The organism is Actinomycetota bacterium, assembly GCA_014360655.1.
Lineage (GTDB): Bacteria > Actinomycetota > Geothermincolia > Geothermincolales > RBG-13-55-18 > JACIXC01.
Genome location: JACIXC010000016.1, coordinates 15,497 through 34,925, shown reverse-complemented (window position 1 = coordinate 34,925; position 19,429 = coordinate 15,497). Strand labels below are relative to the sequence as shown.

The following is a 19,429-nucleotide window of genomic DNA, read 5'->3' as shown; positions in this document are numbered from 1 at the left end:
CTTAATAGCCCTCGGTTTCCCGGGTAGAAACGCGAGGGGCGGTCCCTGGAACTCTACTGCGCGCGTGGAGACGTACTGGGCAGCGCGGTCCCGCATGGCGGTGCATGGGGGATTCACGGCCATGGGGGTGGCCCATGGGGGTGGCGCTTTTCGGGGTGTGCCCGGGTGAACGGTTTTCGGGAGCCAGGGCGCGGGTTTGACCCGGAGGTTAACGGGGAACAAATACCATTAAGCGCATGAAAATTATGAACATGAGAGGGAATAAATCCCATTAGGCGTATAAACGTATAAATATTATGAGTATAAAAGTAGAAAAGAGTAGAAAAATCATGAGCAGAAACGGGCCTGGGATAGCGCGAGCAAGGGATTTCCCGGGGAAGTCTTAATTTCCCGGGAAAGTTTTACTTGGATTGGATTTCGTGATATAAGTTAAAATTGGCTGTTTTGTTAGGTTTCAGCGTTCGTCTGTCCATACAAGCTCGGGAGAATCGAACGAGATGGGGAGATTCTCGAGAATGAGATCTCTTCTGACCGGGTAACGCGTCGAGCCGGCGGGGCAAGGACCACCCGCCTTCGCCGACGGGGGCGTGGGGCTTTTGAAAAGGCGGCCGGCAAGGGCCGCGGCAGGGTCGAGACAGGTCCGAGTATCGAGAAGGGGTGATGCATATGCGGAGGGCAGTGATCATCGCCTTGGTCGCGGTATTCGCTTCCGCGAGCCTGGCCCTCGCCACCTGGAAGGTGGTGGACCTGGTCAAGGGAGGGGAAGGAGCCGCGACCGGCAGCGGGGAAGGGGCGCTGGGCGGATCCGAGACCTCCGCGCCCCCGGGAGGCAATGAAATCGGGGGCGAGGCGCAGGCGGGCACGGACGGGGTGGAGGCCGCCGATTACCAGGCGTCGGGACTCCCCTCGGGCGAGGACTTCTCACAGGACACGCCCACCCAGCGTTACGTGACCGAGACCCAGCGCCACCAGAACTTCTTCATCGCGCTGGCCGAGGGGCGGGTGAAGAGGCTGGACGCCATCGCCACCGACTACCAGCCCGCGGGAGACGCCAATTCCTCTTACCTCTACTTCACCCTCACCACCACCGACGGCAAGAAGCATGACGGGACCATGGTGCTGAAGTACGAGGGGGGCCTGTGGCGCATCGCGGCCGTGCGCGAGCTCACCGGGGAGCTGGGGGGCGGCACCGAGTACGTGGTCCCCTCCAGCTTCGAGGCCGACCTGGCGCGGGAGCTCACGGAGCTGCAGGAGTTCCTCACCAAGGTGGCGCAGGGGAGGCTGGACTACATGGTGGTGGACAACGTGAGCCGGCCCACCGACACCCTGACCATCCTCACCGGCCGCGTGGTGGGAATCGGGGGGCGCGTGGAGTACACGCGCATGACCCTGCGCAAGGACTACAACGTCTGGCACCTGACCAACATCGAGAGCGTGAAATAACGCCGGGAAGACGTCAGGGGTGAGAACCATGATGATGAGAACGACGAAAAGGAACCTGTTGATACATCTCTGCCTCTCCCTCTTGATAGCCGCGTTCCTGGTGCTCTCCATCTTCATCGCCGCTGCGCGGGGAGAGGGAGCGGGGGCGGGCGCGCCCGGCGCGGAGACGCCCGGTGCGGAGATCACGCAAGACCCCCTGCACCGTCTTCCCTCGACCCCGGAGGAGGCGCACCGGAGGCTGGAGGAGAGGTCCGTCTCCTGGCCCGAGGCCACGGGGGGCGGGGATTTCTCCGCCGCGTCGGTGGTGAACAATACCGTGCGGGTTTCCATCCCCTACGACACCGTGGAGGGTTTCATCTCCAATCCCGGCGAAAACGTGCAGGTGGATCTGTACGACAGCACTTGGGGACTAAAGCAGACCACGACGGTGGCGAGCGACGACGGGGGCTGGTTCAAGGCCGACATGTCGGCCGGTGACATCGCAAGCGGCGACAGGGTGTACGTCACGGACCTTAAAGACAACGACACCGTCGCCATCTTCTGCACCCTCACCGGAACCATGGACTTCGCCCACGACAGGGTGACCGGCGGCACGATTGCGAATAACACCGTGGACGTCTATATCGTCGCCCCATCCACCTACTACGCCGACGTGCCTCCGGGGGCAGCCCACGTGCAGACCACGGCCGACGGCAGCGGTAACTACACGGCCAACATCTCGGGCCTCGACTTGAAAGCAGGCGACGCCGCGCTGATCTTCTCCACCGACGCCAACGGACACAAGGTGATGAACGTGGCCTACGGCTCCGGGACCGGCCTGGTCGTCTATCCACAGTTCGATGACGTGCTGGGCTACCACGTTGCGGGGACGTCGCTCACGGTTAACATCAACGGCGGAGCGCAGTCGCGCACCGTGGGCACCCTGGGTGACGGTTTCTTCGAGGCCTGGTTCTCGGACTATAACATCAAGGACGGCGACACCGTGTCCTGCAACATGGGCACAGCGCGTTCCATCACCGTGCGGGACGTCACCGCCAGGTGCGACCCCTCCACCAACACCGTGAGCGGGACCGCACCCGCCAACCGGAAATTGAGGATCACCATGGACCCCTACAGCTATGGCCCCGGTCCCGTCATCTACGAGACCACCAGCGACGCCTCGGGGAACTTCAGCGTCAATTTGGGGTCCAGGTTCACGGCCACGGGCACCGAGGTCTTCAACGTCTGCTGGTACGACGACGAGGAAGACGCCGTGGTCTACGAGTTCCAGACCTTCTCCTGGTACCTGGCCGAGGGCTACACCGGGGGAGGTTTCGACACCTGGGTGGTGATCCAGAACCCGGGGGCCGATGACGCCAGCGTGGTCCTCACCTTCCAGCTCAAGGGCGGCGGGACGGCTCCCTCCCTGCCCATGACCGTGGGCGCCGGCAAGAGGGCCTCCGTCCTGGTGGATTCCCTCACGGGTCTCTCCAACGCCGAGGTGTCCACCAAGGTGACCTCGATCTCGGGCAACTGGATAATGGCCGAGCGCGCCATGTACTTCAACTATGGCGGAAAGAGGGGAGGCCACAACTCCATCGGTACCCTGACCCCCTCCACCACCTGGTACCTGGCCGAGGGGTATACCAGGGGGACCGATTTCGACACATGGGTGGTGATCCAGAACCCGGGCACCACGGACGCCGTGGTGACCCTCTCCTTCCAGCTCAAGGGCGGTGGGACGGCGGCTCCCGTCACCCTGCCCGTGGGCGCGGGGAAGAGGGAGTCCGTGTGGCTGGACGCGCTGCCGGGGCTCTCCAACGCCGAGGTGGCCACCAAGGTGACCTCGACCAACGGGGTGCCGGTAGTGGCCGAGCGCGCCGTGTACTTCAGCTACAAGGGCATAGCCGGCGGCCACTGCTCCATAGCGACGGACAACCCCTCCACCACGTGGTACATAGCCGAGGGTTACACCGGCGGCGATTTCGACACCTGGGTGGTCATCCAGAACCCGGGCACCACGGACGCCGTGGTGACCCTCTCCTTCCAGCTCAAGGGCGGTGGGACGGCGGCCCCCGTCACCCTGCCCGTGGGCGCGGGGAAGAGGGAGTCCGTGTGGCTGGACGCGCTGCCGGGGCTCTCCAACGCCGAGGTGGCCACCAAGGTGACCTCGACCAACGGGGTGCCGGTAGTGGTGGAGCGCATCGTGTACTTCAACTACAAGGGCATAGCCGGCGGCCACTGCTCCATAGCGACGGACAACCCCTCCACCACCTGGTACCTGGCGGAGGGCTACACCGGCGGCGACTTCGACACCTGGGTGGTCATCCAGAACCCGGGCACCACGGACGCCGTGGTGACCCTCTCCTTCCAGCTCGCGGGAGGCGGGACGGCGGCCCCCGTCACCCTGCCCGTGGGCGCGGGGAAGAGGGAGTCCGTGTGGCTGGACGCGCTGCCGGGGCTCTCCAACGCCGAGGTGGCCACCAAGGTGACCTCGACCAACGGGGTGCCGGTGGTGGTGGAGCGCGCGGAGTACTTCCGCTACCAGGGGCTGGCGGGAGGCCACTCCTCCATCGCCGTCCCCGGCCTGATGGAATAAGGCGGGCAGGTCCGGGGGTCGAGCCGCGGATATGTCCGGGTAATATGCCGTAGGCACCACTGGGAGCCAGGCCTCGTTAATGCCTCGGGCATGACACGAGTCCTGGCTCCCTTCCTGGTGGGGATGGGTCCCCTACCTGGTGGGACACTTGGGATATAATGGTGGAGCCATGGAGCTGAGGGATTACATCAACGTCGTCTTGGCGCGGAAGTGGGTGATCATCGGCGTCACGGTGCTGGTGATCGCGGCGGCGCTGGTCCTTTCCCTCTTGCAGGACCCCCTGTACGAGTCGCGGGTGATGATCCTCGCGGACATCAACAAGGCGGGGGAATCCGCGACCGACGCCCTCTACAGCCTGGCCTTCGGGGACCCCAACACCTTCATCCAGACGCAGGCCGAGATCATCTAGACGCGCACCATGGCCAGGGCCGTGTACGACCGCCTGCAGTACGATTACGAGGAGGCGCGCTACGCGCGCGAGGAGGGCGAGGACGTCTTCATCCCCGCCTCGGTACCTGCTCCCGAGGAGCTCATGAAAAGGGTGAAGGTGGATCGTTCCCAGAACACCAACGTCTTCCAGATCGCGGTCACCGACCACGACCCCCTGCTGGCGCGGGACATCGCCCAGGCCTACGCGGAAGAATACATCCTGGATCGCCAGCTCTCCTCCATCAAGCAGATAAGCGAGGCGCGCAAGGAGGTCTGGAACCGCATCACCGAGCTGGAGTCCCAGATCCAGGACATCGCCCAGCGCGTCAAGCAGTACACCAAGGAGAACATCCCGCCCGAGCTGGAGGCCGAGGCCAGCCAGGCGGTCAACCTCTGGGCCACCCTCTACGAGAAGTACATGAGCCTGCGCATCGCCGAGGCCCTGGAGCAACGCGGGCTGGAGGTCATCGAGCCCGCCGAGGCGGGCGAGAAGGTGAGCCCGCGCACCACGCGCAACGGCGTGCTCGCCCTCTTCCTGGGCCTCATCCTCGGCGTGGGCCTGGCCTTCCTCGTGGATTACCTCGACGTCACGTTGAAGACGCGCGAGGACTTCGAGCGCTATTACGGCACCACCATCATCGGCGAGATAGCCCGGGCGGAAGGGCTGGGGGCGGAAGCCATGGAGATCGTCTATTTCTCCCGCCCCGACAGCGCCACCGCGGAGGGCTTCCGCAACCTGCGCACCAATATCCAGTTCCTCAACCTGGAGGGGGACCGCAGGTTGCTCATGGTAACTTCTTCCAATCCGGACGAGGGCAAGACGTCCGTGGCCGTGAACCTCGCGGCGGCGCTCTCGGAGATGGGGAAGAGGGTCCTGGTGGTGGAAGCGGACCTGCGCCGGCCGGTGCTGGAAGGCTACCTGGGCGAGCTCGCGCAAAGCGCGCGGAAAGGGCTGACCGATATACTCATGGGCACGGCGGGCCTGGAGGAGGCGACGATAGGGTCGGAGAACGGCAACCTCTTCTTCCTCCTGTCCGGGGTGAAGCCGCCCAACCCCGCCGAGCTGGTCTCCTCACAGGCCATGCAGGAACTGCTGCGGCGGCTGCGGGAGGAATACGACTACGTCATCGTCGACGCCCCGCCCGTGCTGGCCGTTTCCGACGCCATCGCCATGGCGCCCATGATGGACGGGGTGCTGCTGGTGGCCAGCCACGGTATCGCAAACCGCGAGGGGGCCCGTCACACCGTTGAACTGCTCTCCAAGGTGGACACGCGCATCCTGGGCGTGGTCATCAACAACGTGGAGATCGCCGGACGCTACGGTTACGGTTACCACTATTATTCGCCCTACCACTATTACTCGGGAGAAGAGGGCACGAGGGGGCGGCGTGCCTTCCCGGGGATATTCAGGAGGAGCAAGAACCGCCGCTAACACTTCTCACCTTGATCTCCCGTTACCGAGTATCCGCTCGCAATGACGTTCTTGGAAAGGGCCCACCCGTTTAAACGTCATCGCTAGCGTTATTCCTGTCATCGCGAGGAGCGGCTTTTAACGTCATCGCGAGGAGCGGAGCGACGAAGCGATCTCATGCGGACGTCGCTCTCCCTCCCGGTACCTGTGCCTCATTCCTATTCCGGGCGAGATTGCTTCGTCGGCTTCGCGTCTCCTCGCAATGACAGGGAAAGGGGCGCTTCGCGCCTCCTCGCAATGACAGGGAAAGGGGCGCTGGCGCGTCTCCTCGCAATGACAGGAGTACGGAAGCATCGCGAGGAACCCCCCGGAAACGTCATCGCGAGGAGCGGAGCGACGAAGCGATCTCATGCGGACGTCGCTCTCCCTCCCGGTACCTGTGCCTCATTCCTATTCCGGGCGAGATTGCTTCGTCGGCGCTTCGCGCCTCCTCGCAATGACAGGGAAAGGGGCGCTGGCGCGCCTCCTCGCAATGACAGGGAAAGGGGCGCTGGCGCGTCTCCTCGCAATGACAGGAGTACGGAAGCATCGCGAGGAACCCCCCGGAAACGTCATCGCGAGGAGCGGAGCGACGAAGCGATCTCATGCGGACGTCGCTCTCCCTCCCGGTACCTGTGCCTCATTCCTATTCCGGGCGAGATTGCTTCGTCGGCGCTTCGCGCCTCCTCGCAATGACAGGGAAAGGGGCGCTGGCGCGCCTCCTCGCAATGACAGGGAAAGGGGCGCTGGCGCTCCTCCGGGACGTGGCGTTTGTAGAGCGTGCCTCCAGGACGTGGCGTTTGTAGGACGCGCCTCCGGGATGCGGCGTTTGTGGAGAACGCGAGGCCGTCTTAATGTCGGTAGTTGACACACGCTATCTTATGTGGGGACCGTTGCCATCCGATATATAATTGAAGAGCCGGGCGGGAAGAACCGCCTTGATAAAGCTTTTCTGCGCTGTTTTATTTGACGCCAGGGAGAACCGACCTTAAAAATATTGGAAAAGAGCTCTTTCGGGGAAGGAAGGGAAAAGGAGACGAAAGGCCGTCTCATGGCGAAAAGGAAGCCGTCAAGATGCCGCGTGCCGCTCGTCCTGTCCCTTGCCCTTGCCTTGATCATCCTTACCACCCTGCCCGCCCCGGGAGCAACCGTGCAGAAGGACGTCGCGGACGGGGACGAGGACGTCTACATTTACGGGGGCGATCCCGGCGAGGTCCTCATGTTCGCGGACACCGCCACCGGCGACGTCAACGACGACGGTTTGCCTGACCTCGTCATCGGCCACGACCAGGGCGGCGACGACTTCCCATATTTTTACACGGGCAAGGTCTACGTCTATTACGGGCGCTCCACCCTGGACCCGGAGGTGGACCTGGGAACGGAAGCCGACGTCGTCATCAACGGGTACTACGGCAGCTTCCTGGGCAACTCCGTGGCCTGCGGCGACCTCAACGGCGACGGCATCGACGACATCCTCATGGGGGCCATCTGGGACAGCCCCGGGGGAGGCCTGTTCGCGGGCGCGGTGGCGGTGGTCTTCGGACGCGCGGACCTCGAGGACGAATCCCCCTGGGACTTCAACGCCAAGCCCCCCGACCTCTACCTCTCGAGCGCCAACGGCGGCGAGATGTGCGGCATGAGCGTCATCGCCGGGGACATCGACGGCGACGGCTTCGACGACGCCCTCTTCGGCGCCCACCTGGGAAACGGCGGCATGCATCACTACGACGCGGCATCCGGCGCGGGGTGGTCGGCGCAGGGGCGGGCCAACCAGGATTTCATCCACGACCTCTCCATGATCGACGCCACCCACGGCTGGGCGGTGGGCAAGTACATCAGCGCATACGACACCATCTACCGCTACGATGGCAATTCCTGGCAGGCGGACACCCTCTTCCACCAGTTCAAGGTGGATCTCCACGGGGTGGCCGCCTACGACACCTCCCACGCCTGGGCGGTTGGGGAAGGCGGCACCATCATCTTCAACGGGAACTACAGCAACAGCAAGGGCTGGACGGCCCAGGCGAGCGGCACCACCGCCGACCTGCGCGACGCGGCCGCGGTGAGCGCGAGCGACGTGTGGGCGGTGGGCGACGGGGGGACCATCCTCCATCACGACGGGAGCTCTTGGTCCGCCCAGTCCAGCGGCACCACCGCCGACCTGCACGGCATCGCCGCCGTCAGCGCGAGCGACGTGTGGGCGGTGGGCGACGGGGGGACCATCCTCCATTACGACGGGAGCTCGTGGTCCCCGGTGGACCCCAGCCCCACCGCGCATGACCTGCGCGCGGTGAGCGCGGCGTCCGCCTCGTGCGTGTGGGCGGTGGGCGACGGGGGGACCATCCTCAAGTATGACGGGAGCGGCTGGTCCGCACAGTCCGGCGGCACCACCACCGACCTGCGCGGGGTGGCCGCCGGTAGCGCCACCGCCGCCTGGGCCGTGGGAGAGGGCGGCACCATCCTCAAGACCATAGACGGCGGGGCGAACTGGTCACAGGAGCTTGTCCTCTTCTCGCAGGACCAGAACGCGGTGGACGCCGTCGACGCGAACCGCGCCTGGACCTGCGGGGAAGCGGCCACCGGCCGCGCCTACATCGTGTGGGGCCGTGACACCTGGCCCGCCTGGGATTACAACAACCCCATCAAGCCCAACAAGGTCATCAACGGCATAACACCCCTGGACTCGGCCGGCTACCCGGTGAGCCTGGGCGATCTCAACGGCGACACCAAGCTGGACATGGTCATCGGGGCCTTCGACGCGGACGGGCCCGACGACGCCCGCGACGGTTGCGGGGAAGCCTACGTCGTCTACGGCCGCAACAAGGGCGCCTACCCCTACTTCATCGACCTCGCCTCCAACAGCGACTGCACCATCTACGGGGCGAGCCCCATGGACGGCCTCCCCACCTCCATGTGCCAGCCCCTGAAGAAGATAAACGACGACCGCTTCGACGACCTGCTTTTCGGCGTCATGTGGGCGGACGGCCCGGGGGAGAGCCGCGGCGGCTGCGGGGAGGTGGTGGTCGTCTACGGCGGCGACCTCACCCACGTGGTGGACCTCGCCTCCACCCCGGCGGACATCACCATCTACGGGCCGGACTACAACGCCGGCGCGGGCTACAGCGTGGACGCCCTGTACTTCAACGCGGACCCGGTGCGGGACATTGCGGTGGGCAGCACCGGCTTCGGCAAGGGGACGGGCAGGCAGAGTTGCGGGGCGGCCTGGCTGGTCAACGGGGTTTCCCCGTGGCCTTCCCAGGTGGACCTGGCCGGCGGGGCGGGGATGATCATCTACGGGGCGGAGACCGGGGACGTCTTCGGGGCCTGCCTCGCCTCCGCCAACCTGGACGGCGACGCCACGGGCCACGAGGACCTGGTGGTGAGCGCATCCATGGGCGACGGTCCGGGCAACGCCCGCCCGGCCTGCGGCGAGCACTTCGTCTTCCTCGGGTACGACATCGTCCCCCCCACCTGCGCCATCACCAACGTCGCGGACGGCTCCGTCCTGGCCGGAACGGTGGGGGTTGAGGTGAGCGCCTACGACCACCACGGCATCGACCGCGTGGAGTTCTGGGTGAACGGGGTGAAGCGCGCCGAGGACACGACGGCGCCCTACCGGTGGGACTGGGACACGCGGCAGGACACCGACGCCCCGGGTTACTCCCTGGAGGCGCGCGCCTACGACGTAAACGGCAACAACGCCTCCGACTCGCGCACGGTGAGCGTCAACAACACCGTACCGCCACTTTCCAGGATATGGTACCTGGCGGAGGGCACCACCGCCTGGGGGTTCGAGACCTGGGTGCTCGTCCAGAATCCCAATCCCTTCCAGGTAACCGCGAACGTCACCTTCATGAAGCCGGGGGGCGCCACGCAATCCCTCTCCGTGCCCGTCGACGGCAACTCACGCTTCACCATCAACGTCAACGCCCTGGTGCCGGAGAGCGACGTCTCCACCAGGGTGGAGGCCACGGCGCCGGTGATATGCGAGCGCGCCATGTACTGGAACAACCGCGCCGGGGGACACGACACCATCGGCGTCGCCGCCCCCTCTCCCACCTGGTTCCTGGCGGAGGGGACCACCGCCTGGGGGTTCGAGACCTGGCTCTCCATCCAGAACCCCAACCCCACCGCGACCGACGTTATCATCACCTTCATGAAGCCGGGGGGCATCACCCAGACCGTCACCCTGCCCGTCGCCGGGTACGCGCGCCAGACGGTCTCCGTCAACGCCCTGGTGCAGGAGAGCGACGTCTCCACCAGGGTGGAGGCGAAGGCGCCGGTGATCTGCGAGCGCGCCATGTACCGCTACGGACGGGACCTGGGACACGTGACCATCGGGACTCCCTCCGCAAGCCGGGACTGGTACCTGGCGGAGGGGACCACCGCCTGGGGGTTCGAGGAGTACATCACGGTGCAGAACCCGAATCCCCAGCCGGCGGTGGTCAACGTGGAGTTCATGCTCCCCGACGGGACGGTAAGGCCCTTCGGCCTGGTGGTGCCCGGGAATGCGCGCCAGACCATCGGCGTTGACTCGCTGCCGGGCCTGGGGAACAGCGACCTCTCCGCCCACCTCTCCTCCAACGTCCCCATCATCTGCGAGCGGCCCATGTACTGGAGCGGGGCCACCTCGCGGGGAGGCCACGACACCATCGGCACCCCCATGCCCTCCACCCGCTGGTACCTGGCGGAGGGAACAACCGCCTGGGGGTTCGAGGAGTACATCATGGTGCAGAACCCCAACGCCGCCGGGGCGGTTGTCTCCTTCACCTTCATGAAACCCAAGGGCGAGACCGTCTTCCTCTCCGTGCCGGTGGCGGCCAGGTCGCGCTTCACCCTGAAGGCGAACGACGTGGTGCCGTCCAGCGATATCTCCACTTCCGTGCTCTCCTCGCTGCCGGTGATATGCGAGCGGGTGATGTACTGGAGGAACCGTGACGGCGGGCACGTGAGCATCGGGGTGCGCGGGGAGTAGGAGCGGCCGGGCACGTGGCCGGCACGAAGCGGGCACGCGGCGGATATGAAGCGGGCACGCGGCCGGCACGCGGCGGCCTCCTCGCGCGTTTCGTTGTGCGCGCAAGGTAAAACATTTACCATAGAAACGACCGCTTAAAAGACCACGGAAGGAGCCGCGAGCGCCAGCCAGGGCGATACGCGAGGAGGCATGGATGCGAAGGCGCGCCGGTGTCCGGAAGGCATGCGAGGGCGCAACGCGCGCCGGGTGGTGAAGGCATGGAGCTCAGGGACTACCTGAACGTACTCGTCAACCGCAGGTGGATAATCCTGGGTGCGGTGGCGGTCATCGTGGCCGTGACCCTCATCCTCACCTTCCTGCAGTCCCCGGTGTACGAGTCGCGGGTGCGCATCCTGAGCGAGGTGAGCTCGGCGAGCGAGTCGGTGCTCGGGAGTTTCTTCACCTCCGCCCTCTTCGACCCCGACCGCTACATACAGACGCAGACGGAGATCATCAAGACGGAGACCATGGCCCAGGCGGTGGAATCCCACCTGAAGCTCCTCTACGAGCAGCGCGCCCGCGAGCGGGAGGCCGGCGAGGAGGCGTACATCCCGGAGGAGGTGCCTTCCTTCCAGGAACTGGCATCCATGGTCAGCGTGGAGCAGGTGCAGCGCACCAACATCTTCGACATCCTCGTGCACACCGGCAGCCCCCTGCTGGCGCGGGACGTCGCCCAGGCCTACGCCGAGGAATACATCGCCAGCCGCCAGCTCGCCGCCATCCGCCAGATCAGCGAGGCGCGCAAGGAGGTCTGGAACCGCATCAACGAGGTGGAGGAACAGATCCGCGAGGTGGCGGAGAGGGCCAAGCAGTACACGGCGGGGAACATGCCCGCCGAGCTCCAGGCGGAGGCGCAGCGCGTGGTGAGCCTGTGGGCCTCCCTCTACGAGAAGTACATGACCCTGCGCATCGCCGAGTCGCTGGAGCAGCGGGGGCTGGAGATAATCCAGCCAGCCCGCGCGGGCACCAGGACCGGCCCCCGCCCGCTGCGTAACGGCATCCTCGCCCTCTTCCTGGGCCTCATCCTGGGGGTGGGCCTGGCCTTCCTGGTGGAGTACCTCGACGACACCCTGCACACCCGGGAGGACTTCGAGCAGCACTACGGGGTGCCCATCATAGGCGAGATACCCTTCATCCCAGCCGAGGAGCTCCCCGCGCACCACATCATCTACAGCGAACGCCCCCGCCACCCCGCGGTGGAGGGGTACCGCACCCTGCGCACCAACCTGCAGTTCCTCGGCCTGCAGGGGAAGTGCCACGTCATCCTCTTCACCTCGGCCGAGCCGGAGGAGGGCAAGTCCACGGTGATGGTTAACCTGGGGGCGGCGCTGGCGGAGCTGGGGAAGCGGGTCATCCTGGTGGAGGCCGACCTGAGGAAGCCCGTGCTTGACAAGTATTTCCAGGTAAACGGGGAGCGCGGCCTGAGCAACGTGCTCGCCGGCGGCATGCCCCTGGCGGAGGCGGTGCAGGAGACCGGAAACCGCAACCTCATGGTCCTCCCCGCGGGGATCAAGCCGCCCAACCCCGGGGAGCTGGTGGCCTCCGAGGCCCTGAAGGCGGTCTTCGCCGGCCTGAGGGAGGTCGCGGACTTCCTGCTGGTGGACTCCCCTCCCGCCCTGGTGGCCTCGGACGCCATGACCCTGGCTTCCGTGGTGGACGGGGTGATCCTGGTGGCGCGCTACGGCAGCTCCACCCGCGACAGCGCCCGCCGCGCCACGGAGCTGCTGCGCCGCGTGGAGGCGCGTATCCTGGGCCTGGTCATCAACAACATCGCCCCCGCCACCCGCTACGGGTACTACCACTATTACTATTACAACCCGCCGAAATAACGGCGCCCATGCCGTGACCTCTTCCCCCGGGCAATGGACTTGCTGCCGTCAGCGTCCACGCACGGATCATCCCCGGCCACGCACGGCTGATCCCCGGCCACGGTCCCATGGCGGCTTCCGTGAAATCTAAGGCTCGTTTTTCACGGGGAGGGAAACGACTTGCTCCGGCACCTCTCCCATCTCCACGGTTTGCGGGCCGACGGAAGACCGGCCGCGCCGCCCGGCCGTTGCGGCACCTGTCCGTAGCCTACTCTACCTCCAGGGCCTCCAGGTCGATGAAGGTGAAGTAGGCGGAGGGATTGCTGCGGCCGGTGCAGACCAGCTTGATGGTGTGAGCGCCCGGGCCCAGGCCGGAGGCGGTGAAGACCCTCTGGCCCGTTTGCACGGTATCCGAGTAGAGATCGACCTGGGCGCGCAGTTCCCCGTCCAGGTAGACCTCCATGATGCCGTAGTTCCAGTGGCGGGCGGAGATGACGGTCACGCCGTCTCCCGCGAAGGTGTAGGTGAAGTAGTCGCCCGCGTAGGGCGTCACCATGAGGGTGCCCCCGAACACCTCGTCATAATGCTCCAGGTACCAGTCCCCGGAATAGACCATGCCGGGGGCGGTGCAGTCCAGCAACTGCGGGGATTGCCGTGGTAATTGCTCCTCCTCCCCCTGCGAACCGCCCTCGAAGGTGTGGTCGGTGAGCTTTTCCGGCTCCCGCACGGGGTCGAGGGTCGCTATGGACCGCGGCTTCTCGGTGGCCGCCACGGGCGCGGACGCCCCTCCTTCCCTGCCCATGGTGTCCACGGGGACCACGACGTAGCTGTCGAACATGGTGCCCTCGTCATCGTGGTACACGGTGTCCGATACGATGGCGGCGTTTATCCTGGAGCCGGTGTCGCCGGCGCCCTTGTAGCGGTAGATGTTGTAGCCGATTACGCGTATGTCGTCCAGGCCTTCCCAGGTGATGGTGGTCCCCCTCTCCGCCACCACCTTCACGTTCGTCGGCCGCGGAAGGTCGGGGTTCGCCCATGAGGTGAATCCCTCCCCACCGTCGCTCTCCTCAAGGCCGCCGTCCACGCCGCTCACCCGTGCCAGGTAGAAGGCGAAGGAGGCCAGGAGGAGCAGACCGAGGAGAACGGACACGGTCACTGCCCATCTCCTCGCGGAACCCGCGGAGCCCGCGGAACCCAAGGAACCCGCTCCACGAGCGGGATTGCGCCTTCCCGTGAACCGCCTCACGTCCTCGTGAGCCTCCTTCCCAAACGGAACGCGTCCCTCCGGGTCACCTCGCTCCCGGCCGCCATGCCCCTGCTTCCGGGACACGGGAGCCGGCACGTCGCACCGTTCCTGCCCACGGCGCGCCACGCGTCCCCTTCTCGTGTGCCTCCCGCGCCGCGCGGGGGGCCCGCGACGGCATCCGCACCTCCACGGGCGTTCCTGACCTCCACAGGCGTTCCTGCCTGCATTATACCGGCTCCGTCCTGCCCGGGACACGCGCCCGGTCATGTCCCGCCTGTCCCCGCCCGGCGCCGCATCGTTCTTTCAATGGCTGGGCCGCCCTGACGGGCGGCCCATTGTCGGCAACGTTTTTGCCTCCCTTTGTAAGCTCCTTTTGCCGCTCCTTTCTTTGCCTCCCCGTTGCCTCAAACTTCCTTTTCAAGGGCCGGGACTCCGCGGCCCATCCGCCTGAAAAACCTTACCAGACATCGAAGGCGTCCACGTTCACGAAGTTGAAGCTCCCCTCCGGGTTGCCGCTGCCGAGCAGCTCCACCGTGAGCACGTGCCTTCCGTACGGCAGGCCGGGCACGTTCAGCACCACGTTCCCGAAAACCAGGTCGTAGTTGTAGAGGTTCACCGTGCCCACGAGCTTCCCGTCGACGTAGACGTTGGCAGCCCCGCACGTCCAGTACTTCGCGGATATCATCTTCACCTGTCGTCCGGTGAAGGAGAAGTGCAACCTGTCACCCTTGCTACCCGCCACCTTTATCTTGCCGCCGGAGGCGCTGGGATGGCCTTCGTAAACCCAGAGCCCCTCGACGGTGGAGTTGGGGTCGCCGTCATCGTAGCGCACCGGCGCCACCCCCTGTGCGGTCACCTCGGCGTACGGCGACTCGGTGCCGTACCCGTTGACCGCGGCCACCGCGTAGACGCTTCCCGCCACTCCCGTCCTGTCGTAGTAGTTATTGGCGGTGATGGGGGTTCTGGTCAGCCTGTCGTAGCCGCCCAGGGCGTTACGCCTGTAAACGTTGTACCCGAGGAGGTAGGGCTCTGTGTTGGGCGACCAGTCGATCCCCACTCCCGTTTCCATGGTGCCCGCCAGCACTCCCTCGGGAGCCATGGGCGGCACGTCCTTGTAGGTCGCGACCTCCACCGGCTCCGTGGGCTCGCTCTCCTCGCCGCCCTTGGAGAGCGCCGTCACGCGGTAGCGGTAGGTGAGGCCCGGCTCGATGCGGCTATCGTTGTAGGTATCCTTCTTGGTCTCCCCGACGGGGACAAAGATCTGCTCCTCTCCATCCTCCCCCACCACCGAGCGGTAGACCATGAACCCCTTGAGGCCCTTCTTCGGGTTGTTCGCATTCCACTCCAGCAGGACGTAGGGCGGGGTTTTCGGCATGAATGCCGCGGTCAGCCCGGTGGGCGGGTTGACCTGGACGCTGGGCGCATCGGGCACGGCGGGCGCGGCGACCTCGACCTGCGGCGCCTCATGCGTCTCGCCCTTCACGGCGGAGGCCGTGTCCCTCGTCCGCGCGGCCGCGGTCAACGCGGCGTCCGCCGCCGGTGCCGGTGCCACGGCGACATCGGCTTCCGCGACCTCCACATTCCTACCCGCCAGGGTCACCTTGTCCGGAAGGGGCGCCTCTGTAACGCCCTTCGCACCCGGAGCATCCCCGTAGCTCTTTCCCTGCACTTCCTGCACGGGAGCCCCCGCGAACCCCATCGCCAGGGCGCAGAAAGCGAAAAGGGCGACGACCGTCACGCTCGCCACCAGGTGCTTCCCGTAACCCTTCATCTTCCTCACCCGTCCCAGGTCCTTCTTCTTCTCTTGCTCCTCTCTTACCGGACTTTTGCGGGCTGTTTTTGTCTCCTCGCTTCTATTAACGGACGGTTTTTTTCTCCAGTCGCGAAAAATCTGGGAAACGGCAGCATCCGGGGCGTGAACGGAACACACGGACGGCGAACGGAAAGGCGGTATTTTACCTGCTTAACGTATGTTTCCCGGCTTTCTGTATGGTTCTACCGCGCCGCGCTTCAACGGCAGCGAGCCGCGCCGGGAATGAACATGTAGAAGGTGTAGCAGTTGGGCCAGGAGTTCTGGCAACCTCCGAAGAAGAAGCGGTTGATGCGCATCACCGACATGCGCGGTTTTTCGTACTCTTTCCTCGCTTTTGTTCGCTCATCCACTTCGCAATGCCTCTATCGCTCTCATGAGTGCCCGCGTATGCCGGCATCTCTCGCCTTCCACGTGGGAACCCTCCCATTCCTCCAGGTAGTGGAGGGCCATGCAGGGCGAGCAGACCTGGAGCAGTTTACATCCCCCGCAGGGCGGCGGCAACATCCCCTCGCCCCCGCGCAACTTGTCAAGTAACGGGGAATTCTTCCACAGGGAGGTGAAATCATCCTCCCGCAGATTACCTACCACAAGGGGGAAAGCGACACAAGGATATACATCACCGTAGGGGTTCACGGCGAACACGGTGCTCGCGCCCCCGCAGTACCTGCGCCTGCCGCCGCTGGCCTCGTCGGGGTTGAGCACGCAGCGGGACGCGTAAGCGGCGAGGTCCTCGTAGGTGAGCGCTTCCCTCTCCGTGCCCAGCATCTCCCCCAGCCTGTCGAGCATGTACGCGGTTTCGAAGCGGAAGAAGTCCTCCAGGCGGGAGTCGTCCAGGCGCAGAGCCGCGGGGGCGGTATCGCGGTCGTTGCGGGGAAAGATGAGGGCCGAGAAGACCGCCTTGACGCCCATGGCGTCGGCGAGGGCGGCGATACCCTCGAGCTCGTGGAAGTTGAAGTCGCCGACGGTCACCTTGAGCAGGACGGGGATACCCTCCTCCAGCATCATCTCCAGCGCCCTCCTGGTGGAAGCGAAGGAGCCGCCGACCCCCGTGAAGGCGTCGTGGGTCGCGGGATTGTCGCCGTACAGGCTCACGTCGGCGCGAAAATTGGGGATATCCGCCAGGAAGCGCACGTGCTCCCTCGTCATGAGGGTGGCGTTGGTCTGGAGGGTGACGACGAAGTCCAGCTCGGCCGCATGCGCCACCAGCGCGAGGAGGTCGTCCCGCAGCAGGGGCTCCCCTCCCGTGAAGGAGAGGAAGAGGCAGCCGCATTGCGCGAGCTGACGCAGGATGTCCTTCCAGGCGCCGCCGTCAAGCTCGCCGTCGCGCGCTGGGAACTGGTAGCAGTGGCGGCAGGCGAGGTTGCAGCGGTGGGTGAGCTCCAGGCTCCCCGAGTAGGGCACGTGCGCCCGGAAGATCCTGTCGATAAACTCGGCGTCCATGTCGCCCAGGGTTTCCAAACCTTTCATCGCCTCCCGTCCGCTGCTTTCCCGTCCCTTTACTCTTACCGCCCCATGCTTTCCCGTCCGCTGCTCACCTTCCCTGCTGCCGTCCCTCCTTCAGGCTCCGCCCCGGGGGGCCCTGCCCCTGGCGCCCTGCCCCTGGCGCCGTCCCGTCGGTCCCACGTGCGGCAGCACGGGTCCGGCCTTCCGGCCGACGCCCTTCCCCGCCGACGCGCCTTTATCGCACACCCTCGGTCCGCGGGAAACGTCTTCAGGGAGCGAGGAGATCCTCGAGATATCGCATCACGTCCTCTCCCAGCCTCACGCTCAACCTAAATATCGAAATGCCGGTGGTCAAACTTGAAAGAATTTCCAGAAGCTTGCTCTCCTCGAGGGGATCCCCGGTGCGGGGCGCATTGGCCATGAGCTCGGCCGCCGCCTCGGCGGGAGTGACGGCATGGAGCCCGGGCGGGAGCTCGGGATGCAGGCTCAGGATAGCCGCCAGCGGCACGCCCCCGTAGGCCACCTTCCCCCCCTCGCGTCCCGGCCACGGCGTGCCGTAGAGCGTGAATCCCCGCCCCTCGCGCCGCAGCGCCACCAGGTCGTCGCCCAGCACCACCTCGGGGGGGAAGTTCCTCGCCAGGGTGGTCTTGCCCGCACGGGTGTGGCCGGCGAAGGCGAGGCCGCTTCCCCGCAGTGCCACCCCGGCGGCGTGCAGCAGCGTGCCGCCGTCCCGCAGAAGGAGCCACTGTAGGCAGCCCTTGAGGAAGACCTGCAGCGTCTCGCGCACCGCCTCCTCCTCCTCGGGCAGGCGCCAGCCGCGCGCCAGGTCCGGGAGGCCCAGGAAGGCGCGGTGCATGTCGTGCTCTATGCCCCCCAGGGGTCCCCCGTGGCCGTCGACCCGCTCGAACCGCATCCCTTCCGCGCCACGACGCAGGCGGAAGGAGGGCGGGAAGAAGCGCTTCAGGGGGTCTCCCTCCGCCCTCTCGTCCTTCACGAGGCGCAGCACGAGGTCGTCGGGCATCCCGGTCCCCTCGGGAAGGAGGAAGAGCGGCATGGTCTCGGGGAGGAAGGCGGTGGGGTCACCGGCCGTGGAGCGGATTCTTATGGAATATCCTGCCAGTAGATAGCTATTCTCCCAGGTCGACAAGTTCGGCCACCCCTTGCTGCAGGAGAAGTCCGGCGAACTCCAGGATATCGGCGAGGGCCTCCTCCTCCGTGACCTCGAACTCCCCGGCCATCTCCGCGGCGATCACGGCGAGCGTCTTGCCGCCGTCCAGTCCCGACCAGAGAAAGGATGCGGTGGGATTGAGGTGGAGGACCTCGTCCCTGCGCACGTTGACCAGCACCGCCTCTCCTTCTATGACGCGCCAGGCGATGCCTTCCACGCGCCGCAGCCTCGCGCGGGGTCCCGGCGCAGCGCCCGGGCGCTCACCTTCGCTCGTCATAATGCAGCTCCTCGAAGCCAGGGACCTTCCCGGCGACCTCCCTGCCCCGGACGGAGACCCAGCAGTGTCCCTCCCTGCGGCCGTTGTCGCTGCGCACGCCGAAGACCAGGCGTGCGTCGTGCCCCTCGCGGCGCAGCAGGCGCGCGAGCACCAGTGAACGGGTCAGGCAGGAGGTGCGCAGCCGCATGCGGTCGAGGAGGGCGAACCACCTGCCTGCGCAGCGCAGCACCGTCTCCTCGCCCGCGCCCCTCCCCTTCCCTGCCCTTACCGGTAGCCATTGCAGCCTCTTCAGCTCCCTCCCCGGGAAAAGGACCGCCCGCGGCAAAGCCGCGGCAGCGAGCGCGCTCAGCCTGAGCTCCTCCGCCAGCCTTACTGCCTTTATCTTCCAGGGATGCATGAAACGGTGTCCTCTCTCCATGGCAACAGTATATAGCAAGTCACGGCAGGTCCGCCTTGCGCCGTCGCAACGCCGCGCGGCGTGCGGTAGTCGCGTTGATCGCGCACAGCCGCGCGGCGTGCGGTGAACGCGAGGCGGTGTTACATGTGGGAGCGGGCAACCTGTAGAATGTAGGAAAGTAGAATACAGGAAGCGCCTGAAATCCCCCTTATCCCGGACCCCGGAAGGGAGGACCGCGGCGCGGAGGGACGGCACCGAGAGTCCCGGAACGGGAGCTCCCGCCTCGGGAAAGCGCGGGGGAAGTGAGAACCCGGAACGGGAGCCGGGTGAGGAGGAAGGGGGAGCGCGATTCCGCGTCCGGCA

At 66.0% G+C, this 19,429-nt stretch carries 12 protein-coding genes; 6 read left to right on the top strand and 6 right to left on the bottom strand.

The genetic code is table 11. The features are described from left to right. The first annotated feature begins 666 nt into the window (after nucleotides 1–666). The 6 genes from H5T73_10650 (at nucleotide 667) to H5T73_10625 (ending at nucleotide 12,743) form a co-directional block, all read left to right on the top strand. Nucleotides 667–1,443, top strand: a complete 777-nt coding sequence (locus H5T73_10650; GenBank protein MBC7248219.1) for a hypothetical protein — start codon at nucleotides 667–669, stop codon at nucleotides 1,441–1,443. A 28-nt stretch (nucleotides 1,444–1,471) separates the two neighbouring features. Next, the gene (locus H5T73_10645; GenBank protein ID MBC7248218.1) at nucleotides 1,472–4,021 is read left to right on the top strand and encodes a hypothetical protein; all 2,550 of its coding nucleotides are present in this window, start codon (nucleotides 1,472–1,474) and stop codon (nucleotides 4,019–4,021) included. Between the two features lie 169 nt (nucleotides 4,022–4,190). Next, complete coding sequence (locus H5T73_10640) at nucleotides 4,191–4,430, top strand: hypothetical protein (GenBank protein MBC7248217.1); 240 nt, start codon at nucleotides 4,191–4,193, stop codon at nucleotides 4,428–4,430. 9 nt (nucleotides 4,431–4,439) lie between these two features. Then, on the top strand, nucleotides 4,440–5,882 hold the full coding sequence (locus H5T73_10635) for a polysaccharide biosynthesis tyrosine autokinase (protein MBC7248216.1): 1,443 nt from the start codon (nucleotides 4,440–4,442) through the stop codon (nucleotides 5,880–5,882). A 1,069-nt stretch (nucleotides 5,883–6,951) separates the two neighbouring features. Beyond that, nucleotides 6,952–10,875 carry an FG-GAP repeat protein gene (locus tag H5T73_10630; GenBank protein MBC7248215.1) on the top strand — a complete coding sequence of 1,308 codons (3,924 nt, stop codon included), beginning with the start codon at nucleotides 6,952–6,954 and terminating at the stop codon, nucleotides 10,873–10,875. A gap of 257 nt (nucleotides 10,876–11,132) precedes the next feature. Further along, on the top strand, nucleotides 11,133–12,743 hold the full coding sequence (locus tag H5T73_10625; protein MBC7248214.1) for a polysaccharide biosynthesis tyrosine autokinase: 1,611 nt from the start codon (nucleotides 11,133–11,135) through the stop codon (nucleotides 12,741–12,743). Nucleotides 12,744–12,990: 247 nt separating this feature from the next. Here the strand turns inward: H5T73_10625 and H5T73_10620 are convergent, their stop codons facing one another. The 6 genes from H5T73_10620 to H5T73_10595 form a co-directional block, all read right to left on the bottom strand. Then, the gene (locus tag H5T73_10620; GenBank protein MBC7248213.1) at nucleotides 12,991–13,878 is read right to left on the bottom strand and encodes a hypothetical protein; all 888 of its coding nucleotides are present in this window, start codon (nucleotides 13,876–13,878) and stop codon (nucleotides 12,991–12,993) included. Between the two features lie 547 nt (nucleotides 13,879–14,425). Then, a complete protein-coding gene (locus tag H5T73_10615; protein ID MBC7248212.1) occupies nucleotides 14,426–15,748 on the bottom strand; it encodes a hypothetical protein in 1,323 nt (440 codons plus the stop codon). Nucleotides 15,749–16,123: 375 nt separating this feature from the next. After that, the gene (locus tag H5T73_10610; GenBank protein ID MBC7248211.1) at nucleotides 16,124–17,248 is read right to left on the bottom strand and encodes a radical SAM protein; all 1,125 of its coding nucleotides are present in this window, start codon (nucleotides 17,246–17,248) and stop codon (nucleotides 16,124–16,126) included. A 244-nt stretch (nucleotides 17,249–17,492) separates the two neighbouring features. Further along, nucleotides 17,493–18,371, bottom strand: a complete 879-nt coding sequence (locus H5T73_10605; GenBank protein ID MBC7248210.1) for a hypothetical protein — start codon at nucleotides 18,369–18,371, stop codon at nucleotides 17,493–17,495. Further along, nucleotides 18,352–18,669 carry a PqqD family protein gene (locus tag H5T73_10600; GenBank protein ID MBC7248209.1) on the bottom strand — a complete coding sequence of 106 codons (318 nt, stop codon included), beginning with the start codon at nucleotides 18,667–18,669 and terminating at the stop codon, nucleotides 18,352–18,354. The genes H5T73_10605 and H5T73_10600 overlap by 20 nt, the downstream gene beginning before the upstream one ends. Then, a complete protein-coding gene (locus H5T73_10595; protein MBC7248208.1) occupies nucleotides 18,653–19,066 on the bottom strand; it encodes a lasso peptide biosynthesis B2 protein in 414 nt (137 codons plus the stop codon). Before H5T73_10595 ends, H5T73_10600 begins: the two co-directional genes overlap by 17 nt. Nucleotides 19,067–19,429: the final 363 nt, after the last annotated feature.

Bases quoted from the DNA above. Each gene is read 5' to 3' on its own strand.
- H5T73_10650 (MBC7248219.1), top strand. From the start codon at position 667: ATGCGGAGGGCAGTGATCATCGCCTTGGTCGCGGTATTCGCTTCCGCG.
- H5T73_10645 (MBC7248218.1), top strand. From the start codon at position 1,472: ATGATGATGAGAACGACGAAAAGGAACCTGTTGATACATCTCTGCCTC.
- H5T73_10640 (MBC7248217.1), top strand. From the start codon at position 4,191: ATGGAGCTGAGGGATTACATCAACGTCGTCTTGGCGCGGAAGTGGGTG.
- H5T73_10635 (MBC7248216.1), top strand. From the start codon at position 4,440: ATGGCCAGGGCCGTGTACGACCGCCTGCAGTACGATTACGAGGAGGCG.
- H5T73_10630 (MBC7248215.1), top strand. From the start codon at position 6,952: ATGGCGAAAAGGAAGCCGTCAAGATGCCGCGTGCCGCTCGTCCTGTCC.
- H5T73_10625 (MBC7248214.1), top strand. From the start codon at position 11,133: ATGGAGCTCAGGGACTACCTGAACGTACTCGTCAACCGCAGGTGGATA.
- H5T73_10610 (MBC7248211.1), bottom strand. From the start codon at position 17,248: ATGAAAGGTTTGGAAACCCTGGGCGACATGGACGCCGAGTTTATCGAC.
- H5T73_10600 (MBC7248209.1), bottom strand. From the start codon at position 18,669: ATGACGAGCGAAGGTGAGCGCCCGGGCGCTGCGCCGGGACCCCGCGCG.
- H5T73_10595 (MBC7248208.1), bottom strand. From the start codon at position 19,066: ATGCATCCCTGGAAGATAAAGGCAGTAAGGCTGGCGGAGGAGCTCAGG.